The organism is Kushneria aurantia DSM 21353, from assembly GCF_000382245.1.
Lineage (GTDB): Bacteria > Pseudomonadota > Gammaproteobacteria > Pseudomonadales > Halomonadaceae > Kushneria > Kushneria aurantia.
Genome location: NZ_KB907867.1, coordinates 160,018 through 185,501 on the forward strand (window position 1 = coordinate 160,018; position 25,484 = coordinate 185,501).

Below are 25,484 nucleotides of genomic sequence, written 5' to 3' on the forward strand. Positions count from 1 at the left end.
GCCTTCACTCAATTTAGCGTTTCGACTGTCGATAAAAACTGACTGCTGTAACATCTCTATGCCCTGAGGCATAAGTCCTTCATGGCCTCGCCGACGCAGGGCGCCTGCGCAGGAATCAGGACATACCGCGAACCGCTATCCACATGACAGATACCAACAGACTGTATCGACGGGCGATTGACAGGATCACCGGCTATGCCATCTACATGTTGAGCGTGGATGGCACGGTACAGAGCTGTAATGCCGGCGCCATCGACGACATGGGCTACAGTGCCGAGGAGCTCATCGGGCGCTATTTCGGGCTGTTCTACACCCCCGGCGAACAGCGCCGCGGCGAGCCACAGCGTAACCTGCAGATCGCACGCGAACAGGGTCGCTTCGAGTGCGAAAGCTGGCGCCTGTGTCGCGATGGCAGCCTCTTTCGCGCCAGCGTGGTCATCGATGCCCTGCATGAAGAGGGCAAACTGATCGGCTTCGCCCAGATCATCCGCGATATCACCCACCACTACCGACGCCAGCAGCGCATCGTCGAGGATCGCGACCTGGCGCGCCAGCAACTGGTGGAGAGCACTGCCCTGCTGGACTTCATGCAGGTGGTGGTCGACAACATTCCCACTCGAGTGATCGTCGAGGATCGCCAGAGCGGCGAGATCGTGCTCAACAACTACCACCAGGACAGCGCTGCGGCCGGCTCGGATCGCCCACGACTGGCCTGCCGATCGGCTCGCGAACTGCTCGAACCGATTCGCCGCGAGCATCTCGATATCGACCGAACCGATACCGCCGCCTCGCGGGATATGCGCCTGGCGATCAAGTGCGATAGCCGATACATGCATCTGCGCTACCGCACCCTGACCATGATGGCAGGGCGCAGCACCACTGGTTATCGCCTCTACCTGATCGACGACATCACCGAGGAGCACGAGGCTCAGCAAACCATCAGCCACATGGCTCAACACGATGCCATGACCGGGCTGCCCAACCGCAAGTTCTTCAGCGAGCGCACCGCCAGTGCGCTGGCGCTCACCGACAGCCGGCAGCAATGCGTTGGCATGCTGCTGCTGGATCTCGATGGCTTCAAGAGCGTCAATGACGTGTTCGGGCATCAGACGGGAGATGAGTTGCTGCGCCAGATGGCGACGCGGCTCAGCGGCGAACTGCGCAGCAGCGAAATGCTGGCCCGTATCGGTGGCGACGAGTTTGCCCTGCTGATCCCCTCGATGGAAACCGAGGAGACGCTCCATCCGCTGGCAGAGCGCCTGATTCGTACGGCCGCCGCCCCCTTTCATATCGGCGAGCATCACATCCAGAGCGGCATCAGCCTGGGCGGAGCGCTCTCCAGCACCGACACCAACAGCTTCGAGCAGCTGCTGCGCCGCGCCGATCTGGCGCTCTACGAGGCCAAGCGGCACGGCAAGGGGCGCTTTCAGCCCTTCCATGCGGAGCTGGAACATGTCGCCCGCGATCGTCTGCAGATGGAGATGGAGCTGCGCCATGCGCTTGCCAACGACGAACTGGCGCTGCTCTATCAGCCCCTCTTCGATATCTCCGGCGAGCGTATGACCGGCTACGAGGCACTGATGCGCTGGCATCATCCGACGCGCGGCACCGTGGCACCCGGTGAGTTCATTCCCGCCGCCGAGAGCGCCGGGCTGGCCCGCGATATCGGCGCCTGGGCGATCACGCAGGCCTGCCATCAGGCCAGCCACTGGCCCGCCTGGCTGAGCGTTGCGGTCAATCTCTCACCGCTGCAGTTCGGCCACCACGAGCTGATCGAGGATGTACGTCATGCCCTCGAGACCACCGGGCTGGCGCCGCAGCGCCTCGAGCTGGAGGTGACCGAAAGGATTCTGCTCGAGGGCGGCCGGCACAATATCGAACTGCTGCAACAACTCAGAGCGCTGGGGGTGCGTCTGGTACTCGATGATTTCGGCACCGGCACCTCCTCGCTGCACTATCTGCGCACCTTTGCCTTCGACCGCCTCAAGATCGACCACAGCTTTATCAACGAGGTGAGCGAAAGCCGCGAAACCCTCGCAATCGTGCGCGCCATCGCGGCCATGGGCCATAGCCTGGGGATGGATATCATTGCCGAGGGGGTAGAGCGTGCCGACCAGTTGCCGCTGCTGCAGAAGGCGGGCTGCTCTCATCTGCAGGGCTATCTGTTCGGTCGCCCTCGTCCACCGCAGGCTGCGCTGTCGCTGGCTGACGCTCAGGACGATCCTCGTCACGCGGCTCATGGCCCAGAAGGCGCGTCGCCGCCTCATTCAACGCCCTGATACGCCGACACAGCAGCGCCAGCTGCGTATGCACCAGACGGCGGGCGTCGTCGGCATCCTCCGGCAGCCGCTCGAGCGCCTCGGCCAGCGGCTCCGGCGGCGGTGACAGCACCGGCGGCATACGCCGCTCGGCCAACGCCCCGGCGATCCCGTCGAGGTAACCGCTCAGGGTGTCGAACGCTTCCTCCAGCTCGTCGCTGTCGAACACCTCGCTGCCGCTGCGGCGGTGGGCGCCCAGCGTCGACAGATGCCCCAGCAGCGCATGGGTGACCACCAGCAGGCGAAAGCCCTCGTCGGCATCGTGGCGATACTGGGCCGGCTCCTGCATCACACTGGTCAGCCGGTTGGAGAGCGCCGCATCGGCGTTGTGCGCGTTGCGCCGCGCCAGCCGATAGGCGAGATCGTCGCGCTTGCCGCTGCGGTACTGATCGCGAATCTCGCCCAGATAGTCGCGCGCCGCCGCCACCACGGCCCCGGCCTCGCGATTGAGCCGCCGCCCGCGCCAGTCGGGCAGAATCACGAACACCGCCAGTGCCGCCAGCACGGCGCCCATCAAAGTGTCGAAAAGGCGCGGCCAGATCAGGCCGAAACCGTCGCCCACCTGGTTGAAGCAGGCCAGCACCATCAGCGTGATGGCAGCGGTCGCGACCACATAGCGGCTGGCCCGGTTGATGAAAAAAATCACGCCGGCCAGCACCGCGATGGCGGCCTGCAGCGGCGGCCAGGGAAACAGCGTAATCAGCGCCCAGCCGGCCACCAGCCCCACCACCGTGCCGATGATGCGCTGGCGAAAATAGCGGTGAGTGGCGCCAAAGCTGGGGCGGCAGACGAACAGCGTGGTGAGCAGTATCCAGTAGCCCTGGGTGGGGTGAATCAGCAGCAGCAGGCCGTACCCCGCCACCAGCGCCATCGACATGCGCAGGGCGTGGCGCAGAATCGGTGAGGAGCGCCGTAGATGGCCGCGCACCCGCTGCCACCCCTCGCGCCAGCCGTGCGGTGAGCGATCGAACAGTTTGCGATCGGCTTCATCGAGCCGCGGGTCGGGGTTGTCGGCGCTGGCCAGCTGCCGCTCCAGCTCGGCCAGGTTGATGGCCAGCGCCGTCAACGAGCGCAGCAGGCGGTGATTGAGCCCTTCATCCACCTGCGGCGGCTGCGCCTTGAGGTGTTCGATAGAGGCGCGCAGATCGCTCAATGCCTGCTCGCTTTCACTGTGGTCGAACGCCTGGCGCAGCAGCAGCGCCCGGCCCAGCGCCCGGCAGGAGCGCCCCTGCTGCTTGAGCACCCGCTGACAGCGAAACAGCACATCGCTGTGAAAGAAGTGCTCGGCCAGCGCATCGTAGTCGTAGTGGGTCGAGCTGGCGCGCTCATGGATATCCTGGGCGATAAAGTAGAGCCGCAGATAGCGCTCGGCGCGCCGCCCGGCGCTCTGATTGCCCTCCAGGCGGGCAAAGATCATCTCCTTGGTGCGGTTGAGCGCCTCCACCACCCGGCCATTCTGGCGCGCCAGCTCGATGCGCCGCCGTTCACGATCGTAGCCGCGCAGCGGCTCGAACAGTGACGCCTTGATGGCGAGATAGGCCCCCAGCTCGTCGAACAGCGCCGACAGGCTCTGGCGCACCGGTTGGTGAGTAAAAACCGCACACCACAGCACCGACAGCGTCCCGTACCAGCCGGCACCGGCCAGCAGCAGCAGCGGCCCCTGCCACAGGTTCTGGGCACCGCCGTCGCGATGCTCGATGTTGATCATGGTGTAGACGGACAGGATCAGCGTCGCGGTGGTAATGGTGGCGTAACGCTGGCCCAGCGCGCCCAGCATGATCATGGTGAAGGTCGACAGCGCCAGACCGGTGGCGAAAAGTAACGGGTGACCGAAGGTCAGCTCCACCGACAGCGACGCTACCGCGAAGCAGCCCAGCGTGACGATCAGCGCCCGTAGTCGCCCCTGCCAGCTGTCGTCGGTCTCCGCCAGGGCGCTGGCGATCACGCCCAGAAAGAGCGGAATCATGCTGTCGATTTCGCCGGCCTGCCAGCTCCACAGCATGACGCCGGCCAGCGCGATGAAAACGCGCAGACCGGGCGCGAAGCGCTCCAGTGACCAGAGGCGACGCAGGGAGTAGACAAGTCGGGAAGCGATCATGACGGGCAGCCGGTAGCAAAAGGCGTGGCCCGCTCAAACGAGCCTGTGCAGGCAACATAGCAAAAACCCGGCAGTGGCGATATTGCCGCCCGCAGCGGGCGGCAAGGATGGGGCTACCAGCGATATTTCAGACTGCCGGTCAGGCTGCGCGACGCGCCGTAGTAGCAGTAGAAATCGCAGCCGCTGACGTAATCCTCATCGGTCAGATTGCGGGCATTGAGCTGCACGCGCCAGTTGTCGGCGAAATCGTAACGGGCCATGGCATCGACCAGTGTGGTCGGCGAGATGCGATAGCGCGTCGAGGCGTTGGCACTGTTGACGGTTTCTCCCATATAGCGCAGGCCGCCGCCCAGCGACAGACCGTCCAGCGCGCCTGTGAAGGCGTAGTCGAGCCGCGTCGAGGCCATATGGTAGGGCACGAAGGGCACGCGCTCGTCCTGCAGGCCATCGCTGATATCGGCACGCGCATCGGTGTAGGTATAGGCGGCGGTCAGCTGCAGGCTGTCGGTCAGATAGCCCACCGCCTCGACCTCGACACCACGGGAGTGGCGCTCGCCGGCCTGCTCCTGCACCGGCGCCCCGGTCGAAATCAGGGTGTTGTCCTCGGTGATATCGAACGCCGCCAGGGTCACATAGCCGTCGAAGTTCATCGGCGTGTACTTGACGCCGACCTCCCACTGCTGCCCGCTAAGCGGCCGGTAGCTGTCGCCGTCCGGGCCGGTGCCGGATACCGGCGTGAACGACTCGCTATAGCTCAGATAGGGCGACAGGCCATTGTCAGCGAGATACATCACCCCGCCGGTGATGGACATCTGGCTGTCGTCATAGCCCTGGCTGGCGCTGCCGGTGGCGTCGCTGAAATCGTCGCTGCTGTCGACGGTGTCGTAGCGCCAGCCGGCGAGAAATATCCAGCGGTCATCGAGGCGCAGCTGGTTCTGGGCGTAGAAACCGGCCTGGTCGCGGTCGACATCATGGCGCGTCGGATCGCCGGTATCGGGCGGTGTGAAGTTATCGTGGTCGGGAGCGAAGATATCGACGTTGTCGATGCTGGTGAAGTAGCTCGACCCGTCGCCCAGGGTACGAAAGCTGTCGGCATTGGCGTACTCGAGATCGAGATGCTGATAGCCCACGCCGAGCAGCAGGGTATTCTCGATGCGGTCGGTAAAGGTACGCGCGATCAGTCGGTTATCGAGGGTAAAGGCGTTGTAGTCGCCGTCGCGGTCGACCACCCCGCGGGAAATGCTGCGCGGCGGGGTCACAAAGGCGTTGGGGTAGACCTGGCGCAGATCGAGTTCCAGCCGACTGTAGCGAAAGTTCTGCTCGAACGACCAGGCCTCATCGAGCTGGTGCTCAAGCTCATAGCCCAGAGTGTACTGGCGCTGATCGAGATGATCGTAGTCGGGCTGGCCGAGGTTGGTATCGCGGTCGATGGTGCCGAAAGGGGTATCCTCGACGGTGCCAAAGGCGGGGAAGAAACCGATGGTGGGCACGCCCTCATCCTTCATGGCACTGGCCAGGAAGGTCACGCGGGTCTCTTCGCTGAAGTCCACCGAGAGGCTGGGGGCGAAGTAGTAGCGCTCGGTCTCGGTGCCGTTGAGTTCGCCGTCCCCCTCACGGTAGAGCCCCACCATGCGGTAGCGCATATCATCGCGCCCCTCGACCGGGCCCGAGGTGTCGATACTCAGCTGGCGATGGTCCTTGTTGCCCACCTCGATGCCGACCTCGCCCTGCGTCTCGTCGCCGGGGCGCTTGCTGACGGCGTTGATGATACCGCCGGGGGGCGCCTCACCGTAGAGAATCGACGCCGGCCCCTTCAGCACCTCGACGCGCTCGAGGCCGAACGGCTCGGTCAGCCACCAGAAATAACCGCCGGTACGAAACAGCCGCAGGCCGTCAAGATAGAGCGAATCCTCGGCGCTGAAGCCGCGAATGAAAAACCAGTCAGTGTTGTTGTCCGCGCCGTAGGGCTGCGACACCACGCCGGCACGGTACTGCAGCGCCTCATCGAACTTGTTGACGGCGCGCGTTTCGAGCGCCTGCTGTTCGACGAGCGACGTCGCTCGCGGCGTTTCGATCACCGGCGCGGCCACCTTCAGCGCGGTATCGGTAACCACAACGGTATCGGCCTGCTCGACCGCCGGTTCGCTTTGCGACGCCCAGCCGGGCACGGGGGAGAGCAAAAAAAGAGAACCCAGCGCAAGCGCGCAGCGGCGGTATGGCGCGCGCGGAGCGCCGGGCGGGGTGATAGCAGCCTTGCAGGACATGAACGCCTCGAATGATTATCGGGTTTTTCTGATATTGAATTCAGAATGATAATCATTTTTATTAAAAGGCTCAATGCACATGTCCGACACCGCGCAATCTCGACACGAGGCCGTGCGGATACGGGGCATGGCGTCGGTGTTGACGCCAAACAGGAGATCCCCGGCGCCATCAACGAATGCTACGTCCGTAAGGAGGTCTATCACCGCCTGCTGAAGGCGGCAAACTCGCTGCCGGAGGGTCTGGCGGCGGGCGCCCCTGGCGGGTTCAACAGTATCTCTACGACACGCTGCAGGAGGCCTGGTTCGAAACCCTTGCAACACTATATGGCCCCATCGAGCCCGATAGCGTCGAAAACCGCTGGCGGCAGCAGCTTTTCGAGTAAACAAAAGAGCTTGAGCAGGCACTCACGGTCACACGACGCGCTACGGCCACACTACGCGCTATTGTAAGTATCAGCCCCGGCTAGTAAATTCACGCGACCGATTCACAGGAAAAGTCGGCCCCGTACCCTCGCCCGGAAAACCTGAATAACTCGATGATGTCTCGCCCCCGTGCCGCAGGCTATTTCTCGCGTGGATTAATGCGCTGGCGTGCTGTCAGGACGCTCCTGCCGGAATTTCAGCGCATCGTGGCTCTGGGCCACGGTCGCTCTCGGCGCGTCGATGCCGTGCTGGGATGGGGCGCCAAACCCGGCAGCGAGCGCGCACGCGCCTACGCCAAACGCCACGGCCTGCCCTACGTGGCGCTTGAAGATGGCTTTCTTCGCTCGCTCGGGCTGGGCTGCGAACACGAGCAGCCGCATAGCCTGGCGGTGGACTACAGCGGTATTTATTACGACGCCACGCGCCCTTCGGATCTGGAACGTCTGATTAGCGAAAGCGCCTTCGATGAAGCCGACATGGCACGCGCCCGGCAGGGCATGGCGCTCATTCGCCAGCACCGCTTGAGCAAGTACAACCACGCCCCCGACCGTTTGCCGTTCACCCCGCGCGATGATCGTCCCGCGGTACTGCTTGTCGACCAGACCCGCGATGACGTTTCGATAACCCTGGGCATGGCGGACGCCGACAGCTTTCGGTCAATGCTCGAAACTGCCCTGGCGCAGCATCCTGAAGCCGAGATGCTGATCAAGGTGCACCCGGATGTAACCGCCGGCCACAAGCGGGGCTATCTCAGCGAAATGACGCTGCCGGCGCGCTGTCGCCTGATCGGCGAGGCGGTCAACCCCTGGGCGCTGCTGGATCGCGTCGAAACCGTGCATGTGGTCACCAGCCAGCTCGGTTTCGAGGCGCTGATGGCCGGGCGCCAGGTATACTGTCACGGCATGCCGTTCTATGCCGGCTGGGGCCTGACGCACGACAGCCAGACCCAGCCGCGTCGGCGTGTCGCACGCTCGCTGACGCAGCTCTTTGCCGCCGCCTACCTGCACTATTGCCGCTACTTCAACCCCTTCACCGGGCAGGCCACCACCTTCGAAGAGACCCTTCACCTGCTGGCTGACCAGAAGCGCCAGAGCGAACGGCTTGCCGGACGCTGGGCGGTCTATGGCCTGTCGGGCTGGAAGCGCCGTTTTGCGCACCGCTTCCTGGGCCCCGGCGCCAGCGTGCGCTACCTGCCCGACGGCACCCACCTGAAAACGCCCGCCGAGGATGAGCGGGTGCTGGTGTGGGGTTATCGCGAGAGCGCCGAACTCTCCGCCTGGTGTCGCGACCATGGCAGAACATTATGGCGTATGGAGGACGGTTTCATTCGCTCCGCCGGGCTGGGGGCCGACCTGGTGCGGCCACTTTCGCTGGTCATCGACAGCCGTGGGCTCTACTACGACCCCAACACCACCAGCGACCTCGAACATCTACTCAATCAGGCCGATTTCAGCGCTGACCTGCTGGCGCGCGCCGCGCGACTGCGCCAGAGCCTGGTGCAGTTGAAGATGTCCAAGTACAACCTGGCGGAATCATCACTGCCCGCTCTGCCGCAGGATCGCACCATCGTGCTGGTGCCGGGCCAGGTCGAGAGCGACGCCTCGATTACCCGCAGCGCTCGCGGTATTCGCACCAACCGTGAGCTTTTGCAGGCGGCACGACACCAGCATCCCGACGCTTTCCTGCTCTACAAGCCCCATCCCGACGTGGTCAGCGGTGCCCGCCACGGCGGTATCAGCGCCGCAGAGCGCTCCCTTTTCGATCTCGATGTTACCGGCGTCAGCATTACCGAGCTGCTGGAACACGTCCATACCGTCCACACCATCAGCTCGCTGACCGGTTTCGAGGCGCTGCTGCGCGGCCTTGACGTCTATACTCTGGGAGGACCTTTTTATGCCGGCTGGGGGCTGACGCAGGACGCCCGTGAATTCCCTCAGCGTCAACGTCGATTGACGCTCAACGAACTGATCGCTGCCGTATTGATGCTTTATCCGCACTATGTCGACCCGAAAAGCGGCGCGCTGTGTAACGCCGAGACCACGATCACCCTGATTCATCAGCAAGCACGAGTCTGCGATCTCTCGCTGCGGGTCAGACTGTGGCGCCGCTGGCGACAGCTCACCGAAGGAAAGCGCTAATGACCCCAAAACGTGCCTTCCTGTTTCTGCAAGGGGTCTGTACGCCCTTTTTCAATGAACTGGCCCGAGCGCTTAAAGCGCGCGGTCACCGGGTTGTCAAGATCAATTTTACCGCCGGTGACCGGCTCTACTGGCGAGAGGGCAATGCGCACGCCTGGCGCGGTGGCACTGACGGCCTGGTGGCTTTTGCCCTCGACCTCTATCGGCGCTACGAGATTACCGACCAGGTGCTGTTCGGCGACTGTCGGCCAATGCATGCCCCGCTTGTGGAACAGGCGCGCCGGCATGGCATCCACAACCATGTGTTCGAAGAGGGCTATCTACGCCCCTACTGGGTGACGCTGGAACGCGAAGGGGTCAACGCCCACTCAATGCTGCCCGCCGACCCGGCCTGGTACCGCGAGGCCGTGAAGCTGCTGCCGGAAACGCCCAAACCGCAGCGCTTCAAGAACCCGTTCCGCGACCGCGTTTTCCACGATGTCGCCTATCATCTCGCCGGCGCGGCCAATCCACTGCTGCACCCGGGCTATCACAACCATGCGCCCTTCGCGGCACCTCGTGAGTACTATGGCTATCTGTCGCGTTTTGCGCGCCTGCGTGGCTACAAGCGCCGCGACCAGCAGCGCATCGAAAAGCTGCTGACCAACCGCGCGCCCTTTTTTATCATGCCGCTGCAGCTCAACGGCGACGCCCAGGTACGCCACCACTCAGGCTTTGATCACATGTACGCCTTCATGGATCACGTCGCCGCGACCATGGCCCAGCACGCCACGTCACAAACGCGGCTGGTGATCAAGAATCATCCACTGGACATGGGGCTGACGCCGCATGCCAGCGACGTGGAAAGAATTGCCCACCATTACGGGCTGGATGACCGGCTGATCTATCTTGAAACCGGCAACCTTGAGAAACTGGTCAGGCACGCGCGTGGCATGATCACCCTCAACAGCACTGCCGGCCATGTGGCGCTGGAACGGGGCTGTCCGGTAGTGGCACTGGCGCAAGCGCTTTATGCCATGCCCGGCCTGACCCATCAGGGCGATCTCGCCTCTTTCTGGCGAGACCCGGTACCGCCCGACAGGGATCTGCTGGACGCCTTTCGTCGTACCGTCATCCATGGCGTTCAGCTCAACGGCGGCTTTTACTCGCGCCAGGGCATCGAGCTCGCGGTGCACAATGCAGTGCCATCGCTGGAAGCCGAGCGCTCCAACCTGGAACAGCTTTTATGTCTGACTCACGACAACCTACACGCTGTCTGCTGATTACCGGCGCCACCGGCGCCATTGGCGGCGCCCTGGCCCGCGAGTGGGCAGCGGCGGGCATCAGGCTACATCTTCACGGCCGCCAGCAGGCTCCGCTGCAGGCGCTGGCGGAAGAGTGTCGCGCCAAAGGCGCCGAGGTCATGACCCACAGCGACAAGCTGACCGATGAAGCCTCTCTTTTCGCCTGGCTGGACCGGCTCTGCGAGGAAGACCTGCCGGATATCGTGATCGCCGCCGCCGGCGTCAATATTCACCCCGACCCCGAAAAAGGTATGGAGCACTGGGAGGCGGCCAGCGGGCTTATAGATCTCAATATCCGCGCCCCCATGGCGATGCTCAATCGTATGGCGGCGGCAATGATCGAGCGCGGTAGTGGTCAGTTCGTACTGCTGAGCTCGCTGGCCGGCTGGTTCGGCCTGCCGCTTACGCCGTCCTATAGTGCCAGCAAGGCCGCCATCAAGACCTACGGCGAGGCCATGCGCGGCCTGCTGGCCGCTCGCGGCGTGGGGGTCAGCGTGGTCATGCCGGGCTATGTCAGCTCGCGCATGTGCGATGCCATGCCCGGCCATAAACCCTTTCTGTGGACGCCGCAGCGCGCCGCCCGGCGGATACGCCGCGGCATCGAGGGCAACCGAGCCAGAATCAGCTTTCCCTTTCCGCTCGACTTCGGCTGCTGGTGGCTGGCAGTGCTGCCGGCAGCGGTCTCTCAGCGGCTCGTCCAAATGCTGGGCTTTGGTGCGCCCGAGCAATGATCATTGCGCTCTGGCTGCCTGCGCTGGTGAGTCTGGCGACCACGCTTGCCCTGTCGTGGCTTTTGAGGCCGCGCCCCCAACCCCTGTGGCAGCGGGCGCGCAGCATACGAGTGGCCGAAATTGCCAGCTGGGGCCTGCAGTTCTCCTTCTGGGCGGTGCTGCTGCAGCGCCCCTGGTTCGCAGCCGTGGTGCTCGCCTCGCTGCAGCTTTTGATCATTCAGATCAGTAATACCAAATCACGCACCCTGGGCGAGCCCTTTCTGTTTCAGGACTTCGAATACTTCCTCGATGCCATTCGTCACCCGCGGCTCTATCTGCCCTTTTTCGGGATCGGTCTGACGATCGCTGCCAGCCTGGCCGGCCTGGCAGCGATCACCGCCGGCTTTATCCTCGAACCCTCGCTGCTGGCGCATGGCCCCGGCGCGCTGGCAACCGCCCTGTTACCCGGAGCGCTTGCGCTTGTGGCCCTTCCCTTCGCTCTGAAGCGCCTGCCCGCCTGCACCCTCGACCCGGTGCATGACCTGCACGAGCTTGGCCTGAGCGTCAGCCTCTGGCACCAGGCGCGTCTTTTACGCCAGCCACTGGCAGACGATATCGGCCATCCGCTTTTCAGCCGGGCGCCGCCCGATGTCGATGCCGCGGCGCTGCCTCATGTCGTGATCGTGCAGAGCGAATCCTTTTTCGACCCGCGCGACTGGTATCACAATATCCGCCCCGAGGTGTTGAGCCACTTCGACGAGCTGTGTCGCAACGCCGTCGCCCACGGCCCGCTGACGGTGCCCGCCCGCGGAGCCAACACGGTGCGCAGCGAGTGCGGTTTTCTCACCGCCCTGCCGCCGGAACAGCTCGGCGGCCACCGCTTCAACCCCTATTACCAGCTGGCAGGACGCTCGGTACCCAACCTGGTGGGGCAGCTGCGCGCACTCGGCTACCGCACCGTGGCGATACATCCCTGGCACGCCAGTTTCTATCTGCGTGACCGGGTTTTTCCGCGTATGGGCTTCGATGAGTTCATCGCTATCGAGGCGTTCGAGCCGCATCTGCGCGACGGTCAGTACATCGGCGACAGCGCCCTGGCAGCAAGAGCGCGGGAACTGCTGAATGAGCAACGAAACGGCGACGATGATCGCCCGCTGCTGGTGATGATCATCACCATGGAGAACCATGGCCCGCTGCACCTGGAGAAAACCCCGGAGGACGCCGGAGTCTGGTACCATGAGCCGGCTCCGGCCGGGTGCCGCGAGCTGGATGTTTATCTGCGTCACCTACACAATGCCGACCGCATGTTGATGCAGCTTGCCAGGACACTTGGCACACAGGCTGCACAGGGTCGGCCGTGCGCTCGTGACGGCATACTCTGTTTTTACGGCGACCATATCCCCATCATGGACCACGTTTACAGCGCCCTTGATGAGCCATCCGGTACCACCCGCTATCTGCTATGGAGCACTGCTGCAACGCCGCTGGACGACAGCACGGCACGCGCCCTCGACATTACCCGGCTTGGCCCCAGGCTGTTCGAGCTGGTGCAACATCTCGGCGCCGGCAACGCAACGCCCGCTCGTGGCTGCAAAACAATGACTTCTGCAGGTGAGGCCCCCTAAATGACAAGACGTATCGCCATTATCGGTGCCTCCTATCGTTTTCCCGGTGCCGCCGGCGCGGCTGACTTCGACGCGGCCCTGCAGGCCGAGCGCGACCTCGTCACGCAGGTCGCCGAAGACCGCTGGGACCCCGAAGTCTTTCAGCACCCGGACCGCCAGCATCCGGGTACCAGCGTCACCTTTGCCGCCGGCAGCCTGGGCGATATAAGCGGCTTCGATGCCCCCTTTTTCGGCATCTCTCCGCGTGAAGCCGCGCAGATGGACCCGCAGCAGCGCCTGCTGCTGGAACTCAGCTGGGAGGCCATGGAAGACGCCGGTATTGCGCCGGAAACGCTCAGGGGCAGCCAGTGCGGTGTCTACCTCGGCGTCGCCAGCCTCGACTACGCCTACCGGCTTTCAGAGGATCTTTCCGCGCTGGATACCTCCAGCGCGACCGGCAACACTTCCAGTATCGCCTCCAACCGCATCTCCTATCTGTTCGACCTGCGCGGCCCCAGCCTGTCGCTGGATACCGCCTGCTCGTCAGCCATGGTGGCCTTTCACCAGGCCTGCCAGGCGATACGCAGCGGGGAAACTGATATGGCGCTGACGGGGGGCGTCAGCCTTCACCTGCACCCCTTCGGCTTCATCATCTTTTCCCGCGCCGGCATGCTGTCGGCCAACGGCCGCTGTCGCGCCTTCGATGCCGATGGCGATGGCTACGTACGTTCCGAGGGCGCCGGCATTTTCATGCTCAAGGAGTATGAACAGGCACGTGCCGACGGTGACCATATTCTGGCGGTGGTTGCCGCCAGCGGGTCCAATACCGATGGCCACAAGCAGGGCCTGACCGTGCCCAACCACGAGGCGCAGCGCCAGTTGATGAGCGACACGCTGGCCCGTGCCGGGCTGAGCGCCGACGACATCGACTACCTGGAAGCGCACGGCACCGGCACATCGGTGGGTGACCCCATCGAGGTGCGCGCCATCGGTGAAGCGCTGGGCCGGCAACGCAAGGCGCCACTGCCGATCGGCTCGGTCAAGAGCAACCTGGGGCATCTGGAAACCGCCTCCGGCGTCGCCGGCATTGCCAAGGCGCTGCATGTCATTGCCCAACGCACTATCCCTGCCACTATCGGCATCAAAACGCTCAATCCGCGTCTTGAAAGCGAGCTGAACGGCATTCGGGTGGTAACCGCGCCACAACCGCTGCGCCAACAGGGCCGGCTGGTGGTTGGCGTCAACTCCTTCGGCTTCGGCGGCGCCAACGCCCACGTCATTCTGGAAAGCCCGCCCGCCGCACCCGAACAGGAGGCGCCGGCGCATCCGCAGGAATCTGCCGATGCCGCCGTGCCTCTGCGCCTTACAGCCCGCGACCCGCAGGCGCTACGCGCGCTGGCCGGCCGGCTTGCCGACTATCTCGAGCGCCGCGACACGCCACTGCCCGAACTGGCCTCGAGCCTCTGGTACCGGCGCGAACACATGCGCTACGGCGCGCTGTTGTGGGCCGATGACCGCCAGCAGGCACGCCAGCAGCTTACGGCGCTCGCCGCCGATAGCGAACAAGGCCTGCCGGTGTACGGCGAACGGCTGGCAGCAAAACCGCCCGGAGCGGTCTTCGTCTATTCCGGCAACGGCTGCCAGTGGCACTGCATGGGGCGGGCACTGCTGGAAAGCTCGACGCTGTTCGCCGAGGCGATCGATGACGTCGACAGGCTTTTCGCGCGCCATGGCGATTTCTCACTACGTGAAGAGCTGGAAGGCAGCAACGGCGACCGTCTGGCGCAAACCGAGATCGCTCAGCCCACGCTGTTTGCCGTTCAGGTCGGCCTGACCCGCCTGCTCGAGGCGCGGGGCATTATGCCGGCGGCAGTTGCCGGCCACAGCGTCGGCGAGGTCGCCGCTGCCTGGGCAAGCGGCGCACTGACCCTCGAACAGGCCGTGCGCGTCATTTATTTTCGCAGCCATCATCAGGGGCTGACGCGCGGCCAGGGCGGCATGATGGCCGCTGCACTCGGCGAGCAAGAAGCGCGTCAGCGGCTGGCCGATACACGCCTTGACCGCGTGGTACTGGCCGGCGTCAACAGCGCCGCTGGCGTCACCCTTGCCGGCTGTACCGAACAGCTGCGTCTTCTCGAGGCAGAACTGAGCGAGGCGCGCGTTTTCGCCCGCCTGCTGCCGCTCGACTACGCCTTCCACAGCCCCATGATGGACCCCATCCGCGAAGGGCTGCTGCGCGACCTGGCCGAACTTGAACCGACAGCGACCGCCACCTGCGCGATGATCTCGACCGTGAGCGGGGAGCCGATTGCCGGCGAAAAGCTGGATGCCGGCTACTGGTGGGACAACATCCGGCAGCCGGTACGCTTTCATGGCGCCACCGAACACCTGCTGGAAGCGGGCCATCGCCTTTTCATCGAGATCGGCGCGCACCCTATCCTGCGGCGCTACCTCACCGACACCCTGAGCGAAAAGCAGCGCAGCGGGCTGGTCGTTGAAACACTCAAGCGCCCCGGCGACAGCGAACCCGCCGACGCCCAGCAGCGCAGCGCTGTCGAAAAGACCATTGCCGAATGCTGGCTCAGCGGTCTTGAGCTGCCGGCCGAGCGCTGGCTTGCCGCCCCCGCTCGCCATCTCGATCTGCCGCACTACCCCTGGCAGCGTGAACACTACTGGTACCGCGCTACCGGCAACGCCATGGGGCGGATCGATCGCCATGTCGAACATCCGCTGCTGGGGTATCGCCTCTCCGGCCACGAGCGCTGCTGGGAGAGCCAGCTGGATACGCAGCGCCTGCCCTGGCTTGCCGATCATAACGTCGGCGATAGCGTCATCTTCCCGGGCGCCGGCTTTGCCGAACTGACGCTGGCGGCGGCGCTGTCATGGCGCGAGCAGACCCTGATCGATATCGAAGCGCTGGAGATACGCTCACCGCTGCTGCTCGACGCGCCCCACGGCAAGCAGGTGCGTCTGAACATCCGCACTGCGGACGGCGCCGTCGATATACACAGCCGCGACAGCGCCAGCACCGATGACTGGCACCTCAATGCGCGCGCGCGCATCCTGCAGCAGAGCCTGGGCCTGTCACTTGAGCGTCAGGCTCCCGCCATCCCGCCGCGACCCGCCGACTTCGACCATGACAGCCATCTCGCCCGGGCCGCGGCTATCGGGCTGCACTACGGCCCCGCCTTCGCCGCCGTAACGCGAGGCTGGGTCGAAGCCGACGACACCGTGATCGCCGAACTCGATGGCGACGCCACCGTGCGCAACGGGCAGACGCACTGCCTGCTGGCCCCCGGCCTGCTCGACAGCGCCTTCCAGCTCTTCATTCCCCTGCTTGCCGGCGACTCGTCACAGCACGGCGAGCCCTCCGGCAGCGCCAGCCCGCTGGCCTTCGTACCGGTGCGCCTGGAGCGGCTTCAGCTGCGTCTTCAGGACGCGCCGCCCGTACTGGCGCGGATCAAACTGACAAGCCGCGCCCCTCATTCACTGTGCGCCGATATCGAACTCTTCGACGCCGAGGGCCGAGCCGTTGCCGTGGTGCAGGCCGCCAGGTTTCGCGCGGTGCGACTGCGCCACCAGGCACAGCAGCCGCTCGACTACCTGGCCCACCGGCTGGTGGCGTCACCACGCCATGCGCCGGGCCGCATGCTCGATAGCACCACGCTGAGCGATACCCTGGGCAACGCCTTCCGGCAGGCGACCGGAAGCCGCTATGCAGGAGAGATCGCGCCGCTGCTGGATGCCATGACAGAAGCCTTTACCCTCGAGGCGGTCAACAGCCAATCGACGGATGCCGCCCGGGCCGGTGAAGAGAGCCGCGCCACCGGCCTGGCCAGGCAGCTGGGCCTGCTCGACGAGCACCAGCTCGAAGCCCGGGCCAGCCTGCAGCCAGCGGAAGCCGGTGGTGCGGAAATCTGGCGCCTGCTGCTCAACGACTACCCGGACGCCGCCGAACTGATTCTGCCGCTGGGGCGTGCGGGCTACCGCCTGGGGCGGCCGCACAATGAAGAGGCACAGCCTGTCGGCGCCACGGACGCCGCCCTGCTGCAGGCCGCCCCCGGTGACAGCGGCTGGCAGGCGCTGGCCGACGCCCTGGTGCAACAGCTCGACGCGTTGCTGAACGAACTCCCCGCCGGCGCGCGCCTCCGCGTGCTGGAGGTCAGTCGCCTGCGGCCGCAGTGGCTGCCGCGCCTGAATATCGGCGGCCACGCCGAGCGGCTCGAGTACCACCTGGCCGCCATGGGCGACGAGGCACGCACCAGCGGCGAGGCGATGGTCGAAAGCGGGCAGCGGCTGACCCTGCATGACGCCGACAGCCTGCCACCTGCCGGCCTTGACGTCTCGCTGGTGCTGCTGTCGTCCGACCTGCCGATAGAACGCCTGCAAACCCTGCTGGCCAGCCTGGCTGACCAACTGGCACCGAATGCTCTGATACTGCGCGTCGGCCCCGGCGAGGCGGACTGGCAGCAGTTGGCCCTGCAACACTGCGCCCCCGGCGAGCGCCCCGCTACCCGGCCCCAGCTGTCGCGCGTTTTGAGCGACCTTCACTACCGTGACGTGTCGTCTCATGGCCTGGAAGACGCCGCCAGCGGTATCGAACTGCTGACCGCCCGCGCGCCGCAGCGTCCTTCTCACGCCGCGCCCGGAAAAGCGGATGCCGTGGCGTCGAGCTGGCTGCTGGTCAGCGATGCGCTGCGCAACCCGCTGGCCGATGCTATCGCCACGCGCCTTGAAGCCCATGGCGAGCGCGCTGTCGTCTGCATGGACGACGCTATCGGCACCCTGCTGGCCCATGCCCCGCACGCCAACCGCATCATTGACCTGCGCGGCATGGGCGAACGGCCTACCCTTCGCTGCCAGCTGGCGGCGCACTGGCTGAACGCCCTCGACGGCGACGCCCGCGAAGGCGAACTCTGGCTGCTGACCCGCGGCGTGGCGGCCACGCTGGACAGCCCCCCTTCAGGCTTCAGCGCTCCGGCAGGCGAAGTCGCCGAGGATGCCGCGCTCTGGGGCTTTGGTCGCACACTGCAAAACGAAGCCGGGCAGCGCCCGGTGCGCCTGCTGGACCTGCCGCTGCAGCAGCGCGACGACGACAGCCTGCTCGACGCCCTGGTGCAGGAGCTGACAGCCCCCGACAGCGAAACCGAGATCGTGCTGGACAGCGCCGGGCAGCGCTTCGTACCGCGTATTGCCGCGCACCTCGCGCCGCAGCCGCCGAACCCCAGGGTTAGCGCCCGTCAGGCGCTAACCCTGGGGTTCGAGCTACCGGGCCAGTTGCGCCACCTGCAATGGCAACCCCACGAGCTGGCCGAACCCGCTGCCGGCGAGCTGGCGATAGACGTCGAGGCCACCGGCCTCAACTTCCGCGATGTCATGTACGCCCTCGGCATGCTCTCCGACGAGGCCGTCGAGGAGGGCTTTGCCGGGCCCAGCCTGGGGCTCGAATTTGCCGGCCGCGTGGCGGCCGTCGGCCCCGGGGTCACCGCCTACAACCCGGGCGACGCCGTGGTCGGCTTTGGCCCCGCCAGCTTCAGCACAAGGCTGATCGCCAGCGAGCACAGCCTGGCGCCGGTGCCCGGCGGCATCAGCGCCGCCGCTGCCGCCACCCTGCCGACCACCTTCTTTACGGTGTACTACGCACTCAAACACCTGGCGCGCCTGCAGCCCGGTGAGCGGCTGCTGATTCACGGCGCTGCCGGTGGCGTCGGCCTGGCCGCCATCCAGATCGGTCGCTGGCTGGGCGCCGAAATCTACGCCACCGCCGGCAGCGACGAAAAGCGCGACACCCTGCGCCTGCTGGGTATCGAGCGCATCTACAACTCCCGGGCGCTCACCTTCGCCGAAGAGATTCTGGCCGAAACCCCGGATGGCCGCGGTGTGGATGTGGTGCTCAACTCGCTGGCCGGCGAGGCGATCAACCAGAACCTGCGCGTGCTCGAGCCCTTCGGGCGTTTTCTCGAGCTGGGCAAGCGCGACTTCTACGACAACACCCACATCGGCCTGCGCCCTTTCCGCAACAACCTGAGCTACTTCGGCATCGACTCCGACCAGCTGATGAAGCTCAACCCGGCGCTGACGCAGACCCTGTTCACCGACATGATGGCGCTTTTCGAACAGGGCGAACTGACACCGCTGCCGTGGACCGCCTTCCCCGCCGAACGGGTCGTGGACGCCTTCCGCTACATGCAGCAGGCACGCCAGATCGGCAAGATCGTGGTGACCTATCCGCGCCCGCCCCAACCCGCGACGCCGCCCGCTCGGCAGCTAGCACCGCTGCAGCTGGACAGCCGCGCTGCCTGGCTGGTGACCGGCGGCCTGAGCGGACTGGGGCTGGCCACCGCCCGCTGGCTCGCCTCGCGCGGTGCCCGGCGGCTTGTGCTTGTCGGCCGCAGCGGTGCCAGCCGTGACGAAGCTCGCGAAGGCGTGGCCGCGCTGGTCGAAGCCGGCGTGGATGTCCGGGTCGAGGCCTGCGATATCAGCGACCGCGACGCACTCGGCAAGGTGCTCGCGCGCCAGCGCGCCAGCGGCTTCCCGCTGCGCGGCGTGTTTCATGCCGCCGCCGTGATCGACGACGGCCTGATTCGCTCACTGGACGATCAGCGCATCGAGCAGGGCATGACCGCCAAGCTGGAGGGCGCGCGCCATCTCGATGCCCTCACCGCCGAGGACCCGCTCGACTACTTCGTGCTGTTCTCCTCCGCCACCACGCTGTTCGGCAACCCCGGCCAGGCCAGCTACGTGGCCGCCAACCACTGGCTCGAGGGGCTGGCCACGGCACGTCGCCAGCGCGGCCAGCCGGCGACCTGTATCGGCTGGGGACCCATCGAGGACGTCGGTTTTCTGGCGCGCCATACCCAGACCCGCGACAGCCTGACCCAGCGCCTGGGCGGGCGAACGCTGACCGCCGCCGAAGTGATGGGCGTACTGGAGCGCCTGTTGATATGCAACGCCGGACAGTACGGCGTCATGGCGCTCGACTGGCCGGCCATTGCCCGCTTTCTGCCCGGTGCCGGCGCACCGCGCTACCTTGACCTGGCGCGTACGGCCGACGATGCCGCCGCGGAAGGCGACGATGACGACCTGCGCCAGCGTCTGATTACTCTGCCCGAAGCGGAACAGCGCGAGCTGTTGCTGGAAGTACTGCGCCATGAACTGGCCGGTATACTGATGCTGGAAGCCGGCAGCGTGGATATCGAACGCCCGGTCAGCGACATGGGCTTCGACTCGCTGATGGGCGTTGAACTGGTGACCGCGCTGGAGAGCCGGCTCGGCATTCAGGTACCGGTAATGGTGCTCAACGATACCGCCACCCTGACCGGGCTGGCCGACTATCTGCTGGCGCGGCTGGGCGAAGAGGACGATATAAGCGAAGCCGATCAGCAGGCGCAGGCACTGGCGACGCTGGCCTCGCGACACGGCGTGGATGAAGAGATCAACGCCACCGACGCCGACACCACCGAACAGACGCCTGCAAACGCTCGACACGGCGAGGAGGGCACGCCTTGAGCAACAGCCTCAAACAGCGACTACTCGATCGGGCGCGCAACCGCCGCGACAGTGAAACACCCGCTGCCGGCGCCGAGGCAGCGCCGCGCGTCAGCGAACGCTTCACGCGCTTCGACCTGCAGCCCGGCTACCAGCAGCTGCAGATGATGCGCAGCAGCGGCGAACGGCTGGGGATCGACGACCCCTTCTTCAGGGTGCATGAAAGCAGCGGTGGCGCCACCACGGTGATCGATGGCCGTGAATGCATCAACTTTGCCAGCTACAACTATCTGGGGCTGGTACACCACCCGCAGGTGATCCGTGCCGGTATCGAGGCCCTTGAACGCTACGGCAGCTCGGTATCCGCCAGCCGCCCGGTTTCCGGTGAGCGCCCGATACATCAGGCGCTGGAGAGCGCCATCGCCGAGTGTTACGCCAGCGAAGCGGCGCTCGTTTTTGTCAGCGGCCACGCCACCAACGTCTCCACCATCGGCTACCTGCTCGGCCCGCGAGACCTGATTCTTCACGACGAGTACATCCACAACAGCACCCTGGTGGGCGCGCAGCTCTCCGGCGCCCGGCGCATGAGCTTCACCCACAACGACCCGCAGGCGCTCGAAGCGCTGCTCGAACGCCATCGCGGCCAGTTCGAGCGCGTCCTGATCGTTATCGAGGGGCTCTACAGCATGGATGGCGATGCACCGGCACTGGAACGCTTCGTCGCCCTCAAACAGCGCTACAGCAGCTGGCTGATGGTCGATGAAGCCCACTCCTTCGGCGTGCTGGGCGAAAGCGGGCGGGGTATCGGCGAAATGAGCGGGGTGGCCACGCAGGACGTGGATATCTGGATGGGCACCCTCAGCAAATCCCTGGCCGGCTGTGGTGGCTACATCACCGGCTGCCGGGCGCTGGTGGACACGCTGCGCTACTTCGCGCCGGGCTTTCTGTACAGCGTGGGCATGCCGGCGCAGGTGGCCGCGCCCTCGCTGGCGGCGCTACAGATCATGCGGGCGGAGCCGGAGCGCGTCACGCGGCTGCATCATATCTCGCGCTACTTCGCCGAGCGCGCCCGTGCCAAGGGGTGGAATACCGGCGACAGCATCGGTGCCGCCATCGTGCCGGTCATTGTGGGCAGCTCGGCCAAGGCGGCGCGCGCCTCTGCACGGCTGCTGGAGGCGGGCATCAACGTACAGCCGATTCTGCACCCCGCTGTGCCGGAGAAAAGTGCGCGGCTGCGGTTTTTCTTCTCCTGCGAGCACACCGAAGCGCAGATCGATACAACCCTGGAGGCGTTGGACAGAGTGCTGTGACCGCACGCCGGCAACTTCACGAAAAAAGCGCTTTTGCTCAGCCGTTTCGTTGACGGCGCAACGCGCCGATTGCCGACACCGCTATTGCCACCACCAGGCATCCCGTCAGTGGCACCAGCACATCCAGCACGGAATCCACCGACCAGTGGTACACCACCCCGTAGTACCAGGCAACGGCGTTGCCGCCACCGCCCCGGTACTCGTGCTGGGCAATCTCGCGGCCCAGAAAAAGCGCCACAACAATGGCGCCCCCGGCCCAGCGGCCGAAGAAGGGCCACATTACAAGCTGAATACCGATACCGATAATCAGGTGCTCCAGATGGGAGCCGTTGAACATCTGAAGCAACGCCGCTTTCCTCGTTGAAGGCACCTCAGGAAGCGATCGAGCGCAGACACTGGCGCAGCGCATCGCGCCAGTGCGGCATGCGAAGTTCGAAACGCTGCTCCAGCGGCGCGATATCCAGCCGCGAATTGGCCGGACGCGGCGCCGGCTGCGGGTATTCGCTGGAAGGAATCGCGACCACCTGCGGCACCTCGTCGGCGCCCATGATCCCGAGCGCCACCGCTTCCTCGAAAATCGCTACCGCAAAGCCGTGCCAGCTTACCGCGCCGGCGGCAGTCAGGTGCCAGCTACCGGCGCGGTCGTCGGCCCAGCCGCTGCGGCGCCAGTCGTGCAGTGCCAGCGCCGTGGTGTCGGCGATGGTGGCCGCCCAGGTAGGCGCACCGATCTGGTCATCGATCACCTTCAGCTGATCGCGCTCGCGCCCGACCCGCAGCATGGTGCGCACGAAGTTGTGGCCATGGGCGGCGTATACCCAGCTGGTGCGCAGCACCATCGCTTTGGCAGCGGCGGCGGCGATCGCCCGCTCACCCTCCAGCTTGGTACGGCCATACACCGAGCGCGGCGCCAGCGGCGCGTCGATGCCGTGCGGCGTCTCGCCGCTGCCCTCGAACACGTAATCGGTCGAGTAGTGCACCAGTGCGGCGCCGCTTTCGGCACAGGCGCCGGCCAGCTCCGCCACCGCGCCGGCGTTGAGGCGGTGCGCCCGGTCGGGCTCCTCTTCGGCGCGGTCCACCGCCGTCCAGGCGGCGGCATTGACCACCACCTTCGGCTTCAGCCGGTGCACCGTCTCGGCCACTGCCCCGGGGTGTGCCAGGTCGCACTCGGCGCGGCCCAGCGCGCGGCCGTGGCCGAAGGGCTGCAGTGCCCGGCTCAGCTCGCGCCCCACCTGGCCGTTGGCGCCCAGAATCAGATAGTCGAGAGGTTCACCGGTTTCCATGCCATTGCTCATTCGAATACCTCGGCATCGGCCAGCAGCGGTGCGGCGCGATCCTTGTCGGAAAGGGCCATCTCAGCGGCCTGCGCCTCGGGCCATACAATGCCGATCTGCGGGTCGTCAAAGCGAATCGAGCGCTCCGAGGCGGGATGATAGAAATCGGTCGCCTTGTAGAGAAAATCGGCCTGCTCGGAGAGCACCAGAAAGGCGTGGCCGAAGCCTTCCGGTACCCACAGCTGGCGGTGGTTGTCGCCGCTAAGCTCGACTCCGGTCCACTGCCCGAAACGGGGCGAGGCGCGGCGCAGATCGACCGCCACGTCGAACACCCGGCCGTGGGTCACCCGCACCAGCTTGCCCTGGGTCTGTTCCAGCTGGTAGTGAATGCCGCGCAGCACGCCACCGCGCGAGCGCGAGTGGTTGTCCTGCACGAACTCGCGCCGACAGCCGGTGGCCGCCTCGAAGGCGCGGCGGTTGAAGCTCTCCATGAAAAAGCCGCGCTCGTCGCCGAACACCTTCGGCGCCAGAATCACGACTTCCGGCAGTTCGGTCTCGATAGCCTGCATATCAGCGTCGCTCCGCCTTGACGGTTTGTTGCAGATACCGGCCGTAGCCGCTCTTGGCCAGCGGCGCGGCGAGCGCCAGCAGCGCCTCGGTATCGATCCAGCCCCGGCGCCAGGCGATCTCTTCCGGGCAGCAGAGCTTGAGCCCCTGGCGATGTTCGAGGGTGGCGACGAAGTGCGAGGCCTCCAGCAGCGAATCGTGGGTGCCGGTATCCAGCCAGGCAAAGCCGCGCCCCATCATCTCGACCTGCAGATCGCCGCGCGCCATATAGAGCCGGTTGATGTCGGTGATCTCCAGCTCGCCGCGGTCGGAGGGTTCGAGATTTTTCGCCATCTCGACCACGTCGCTGTCGTAGAAGTAGAGCCCGGTGACCGCATAGGACGATTTCGGCACCGCCGGTTTCTCTTCCAGCGACGTAGCGCGGCCGTTCTCATCGAAATCGACCACGCCGTAGCGCTCCGGATCGTTAACATGATAGGCGAACACGCTGGCACCGCTTTCCTGCGCCATGGCGCGCTCCAGCAGCGGCTGGAAGTCGTGGCCGTAAAAAACGTTGTCGCCCAGCACCAGGCAGCTCGGCGCGCCGGCGAGGAAATCCTCGGCAATAATGAACGCCTGCGCCAGACCATCAGGCGAGGGCTGCACGGCGTACTCGATGCGAATGCCCCACTGGCGGCCGTCGCCCAGCAGCTCCTCGAAGCGCGGCGTGTCGCGGGGGGTGGAGATAATCAGAATCTCGTCAATGCCCGCCAGCATCAGGGTGGAGAGCGGATAGTAGATCATCGGCTTGTCATACACCGGCAGCAGCTGCTTGGAGGTTGCCAGGGTTACCGGATGCAGCCGGGTGCCGGAGCCGCCGGCCAGAATAATGCCTTTTCGTTTCATATCGGAAGATCCGTCCTTTTGGATGCCTGCTGCCCTTATGGTGTACCGCTGCCCGGCGGCGCCCCATATTGGCGCTCGGTCCATTCGCGGTAGGCGCCGCTGGTCACACCGGCAATCCAGTCGTCGTTGTTTAGATACCAGGCAACCGTTTTGCGCAGGCCGGAGTCGAAGGACTCCTGCGGGCGCCAGCCCAGCTCACGCTCGATCTTTTCCGCGTCGATGGCGTAGCGTCTGTCATGGCCGGGCCGGTCGGTGACGTAGGTGATCAGGTCAGCGTAGCGCGCCACGCCCTCGGGGTGAGTGGGCGCCAACTCCTCCAGCAGCGCGCAGATGCGCTCGACCACCTCGAGATTACGGTGCTCGTTGTGGCCGCCGATGTTATAGGTCTCCCCCACCTCGCCGGCTTCCAGCACGCGCACCAGCGCCCGGGCATGGTCCTCCACATAGAGCCAGTCGCGCACCTGGCCACCGTCGCCATATACCGGCAATGGCCGGCCGGCGCGGGCGTTGAGGATGATCAGCGGGATCAGCTTTTCGGGGAAATGGAAGGGGCCGTAATTATTGGAGCAGTTGGTGACCAGCACCGGCAGCCCATAGGTGCGGTGCCAGGCGCGCACCAGGTGGTCGGAGCCCGCCTTGCTGGCCGAATAGGGCGAGCTGGGCGCATAGGGGGTCTCTTCGGTGAAAAGCCCCTCGGGGCCGTCGAGATCGCCGTAGACCTCATCGGTGGACACATGATGGAAGCGAAACGCCGCGCGGCGCGCGGCGGGCAGCGCCTCGAAGTAGCGCCGCGCCGCCTCCAGCAGCACGCCGGTGCCGACCAGGTTGGTATGAATGAAATCGGCGGGGCCGTGAATCGAGCGGTCCACGTGGCTCTCCGCGGCCAGATGCATGACCGCATCGGGCCGATGGCGCTCGAAAGTCGCATTGAGGCCATCGGCATCGGCGATATCGAGCCGCTCGAAGGCGTAGCGCGGGCTCTCGGCCGACTGACCCAATGAGGCCAGGTTGCCGGCGTAGGTCAGCTTGTCGACGTTGACCACGCTGTGTTCGGTCTCATTGATCAGATAGCGAATGACCGCCGAACCGATAAAGCCGGCACCGCCGGTTACAAGAATTTTCATC

General features: G+C 65.6%; 13 protein-coding genes and 1 pseudogene. 7 read left to right on the top strand and 7 right to left on the bottom strand.

Going from position 1 to position 25,484, the window contains the following annotated elements; genetic code table 11:
• Positions 1-143: 143 nt before the first annotated feature.
• Positions 144-2,117: pseudogene (locus H146_RS0106555) on the top strand (putative bifunctional diguanylate cyclase/phosphodiesterase); the annotation flags it as partial.
• Here the strand turns inward: H146_RS0106555 and yccS are convergent.
• Entirely contained in the window at positions 2,086-4,416 is a 2,331-nt protein-coding gene (gene yccS, locus H146_RS22105; protein WP_019951074.1) for a YccS family putative transporter, read from the bottom strand. The pseudogene H146_RS0106555 and the gene yccS sit on opposite strands and share 32 nt — an antisense overlap.
• A gap of 113 nt (positions 4,417-4,529) precedes the next feature.
• Entirely contained in the window at positions 4,530-6,680 is a 2,151-nt protein-coding gene (locus tag H146_RS0106565; protein ID WP_019951075.1) for a TonB-dependent siderophore receptor, read from the bottom strand.
• Between the two features lie 536 nt (positions 6,681-7,216).
• Between H146_RS0106565 and H146_RS0106570 the strand changes: the two genes are divergently transcribed.
• Genes H146_RS0106570 through H146_RS0106595 form a run of 6 tightly spaced genes read left to right on the top strand, consistent with a single transcriptional unit; the run spans position 7,217 to position 21,636 of the window.
• Positions 7,217-9,241, top strand: a complete 2,025-nt coding sequence (locus H146_RS0106570; protein ID WP_026351792.1) for a capsular polysaccharide biosynthesis protein — start codon at positions 7,217-7,219, stop codon at positions 9,239-9,241.
• Entirely contained in the window at positions 9,241-10,503 is a 1,263-nt protein-coding gene (locus tag H146_RS18675; protein ID WP_019951077.1) for a capsule biosynthesis protein, read from the top strand. Before H146_RS0106570 ends, H146_RS18675 begins: the two co-directional genes overlap by 1 nt.
• Entirely contained in the window at positions 10,467-11,255 is a 789-nt protein-coding gene (locus H146_RS0106580; RefSeq protein WP_026351793.1) for an SDR family NAD(P)-dependent oxidoreductase, read from the top strand. Before H146_RS18675 ends, H146_RS0106580 begins: the two co-directional genes overlap by 37 nt.
• Positions 11,252-12,859 (top strand): LTA synthase family protein, encoded by a 1,608-nt coding sequence (locus H146_RS18680; RefSeq protein WP_019951079.1) that lies wholly within the window; start codon positions 11,252-11,254, stop codon positions 12,857-12,859. Before H146_RS0106580 ends, H146_RS18680 begins: the two co-directional genes overlap by 4 nt.
• Complete coding sequence (locus tag H146_RS18685) at positions 12,860-20,347, top strand: type I polyketide synthase (RefSeq protein WP_019951080.1); 7,488 nt, start codon at positions 12,860-12,862, stop codon at positions 20,345-20,347.
• Positions 20,344-21,636 carry an aminotransferase class I/II-fold pyridoxal phosphate-dependent enzyme gene (locus H146_RS0106595; RefSeq protein WP_019951081.1) on the top strand — a complete coding sequence of 431 codons (1,293 nt, stop codon included), beginning with the start codon at positions 20,344-20,346 and terminating at the stop codon, positions 21,634-21,636. The genes H146_RS18685 and H146_RS0106595 overlap by 4 nt, the downstream gene beginning before the upstream one ends.
• A gap of 37 nt (positions 21,637-21,673) precedes the next feature.
• On the opposite strand, the gene H146_RS0106600 is transcribed toward H146_RS0106595, so the two are convergent.
• Genes H146_RS0106600 through rfbB form a run of 5 tightly spaced genes read right to left on the bottom strand, consistent with a single transcriptional unit; the run spans position 21,674 to position 25,483 of the window.
• Complete coding sequence (locus H146_RS0106600; protein WP_033195522.1) at positions 21,674-21,973, bottom strand: hypothetical protein; 300 nt, start codon at positions 21,971-21,973, stop codon at positions 21,674-21,676.
• A 34-nt stretch (positions 21,974-22,007) separates the two neighbouring features.
• A complete protein-coding gene (gene rfbD, locus H146_RS0106605; RefSeq protein WP_019951083.1) occupies positions 22,008-22,916 on the bottom strand; it encodes a dTDP-4-dehydrorhamnose reductase in 909 nt (302 codons plus the stop codon).
• An 8-nt stretch (positions 22,917-22,924) separates the two neighbouring features.
• Positions 22,925-23,476: a dTDP-4-dehydrorhamnose 3,5-epimerase gene (gene rfbC / locus H146_RS0106610; protein WP_019951084.1), complete on the bottom strand. Its 552-nt coding sequence runs from the start codon at positions 23,474-23,476 to the stop codon at positions 22,925-22,927.
• 1 nt (position 23,477) lies between these two features.
• Positions 23,478-24,359 carry a glucose-1-phosphate thymidylyltransferase RfbA gene (gene rfbA, locus H146_RS0106615; RefSeq protein ID WP_019951085.1) on the bottom strand — a complete coding sequence of 294 codons (882 nt, stop codon included), beginning with the start codon at positions 24,357-24,359 and terminating at the stop codon, positions 23,478-23,480.
• Between the two features lie 35 nt (positions 24,360-24,394).
• Positions 24,395-25,483, bottom strand: coding sequence for a dTDP-glucose 4,6-dehydratase (rfbB, locus tag H146_RS0106620; protein WP_019951086.1), 1,089 nt, complete (start codon positions 25,481-25,483; stop codon positions 24,395-24,397).
• Between the last annotated feature and the right edge of the window lies 1 nt (position 25,484).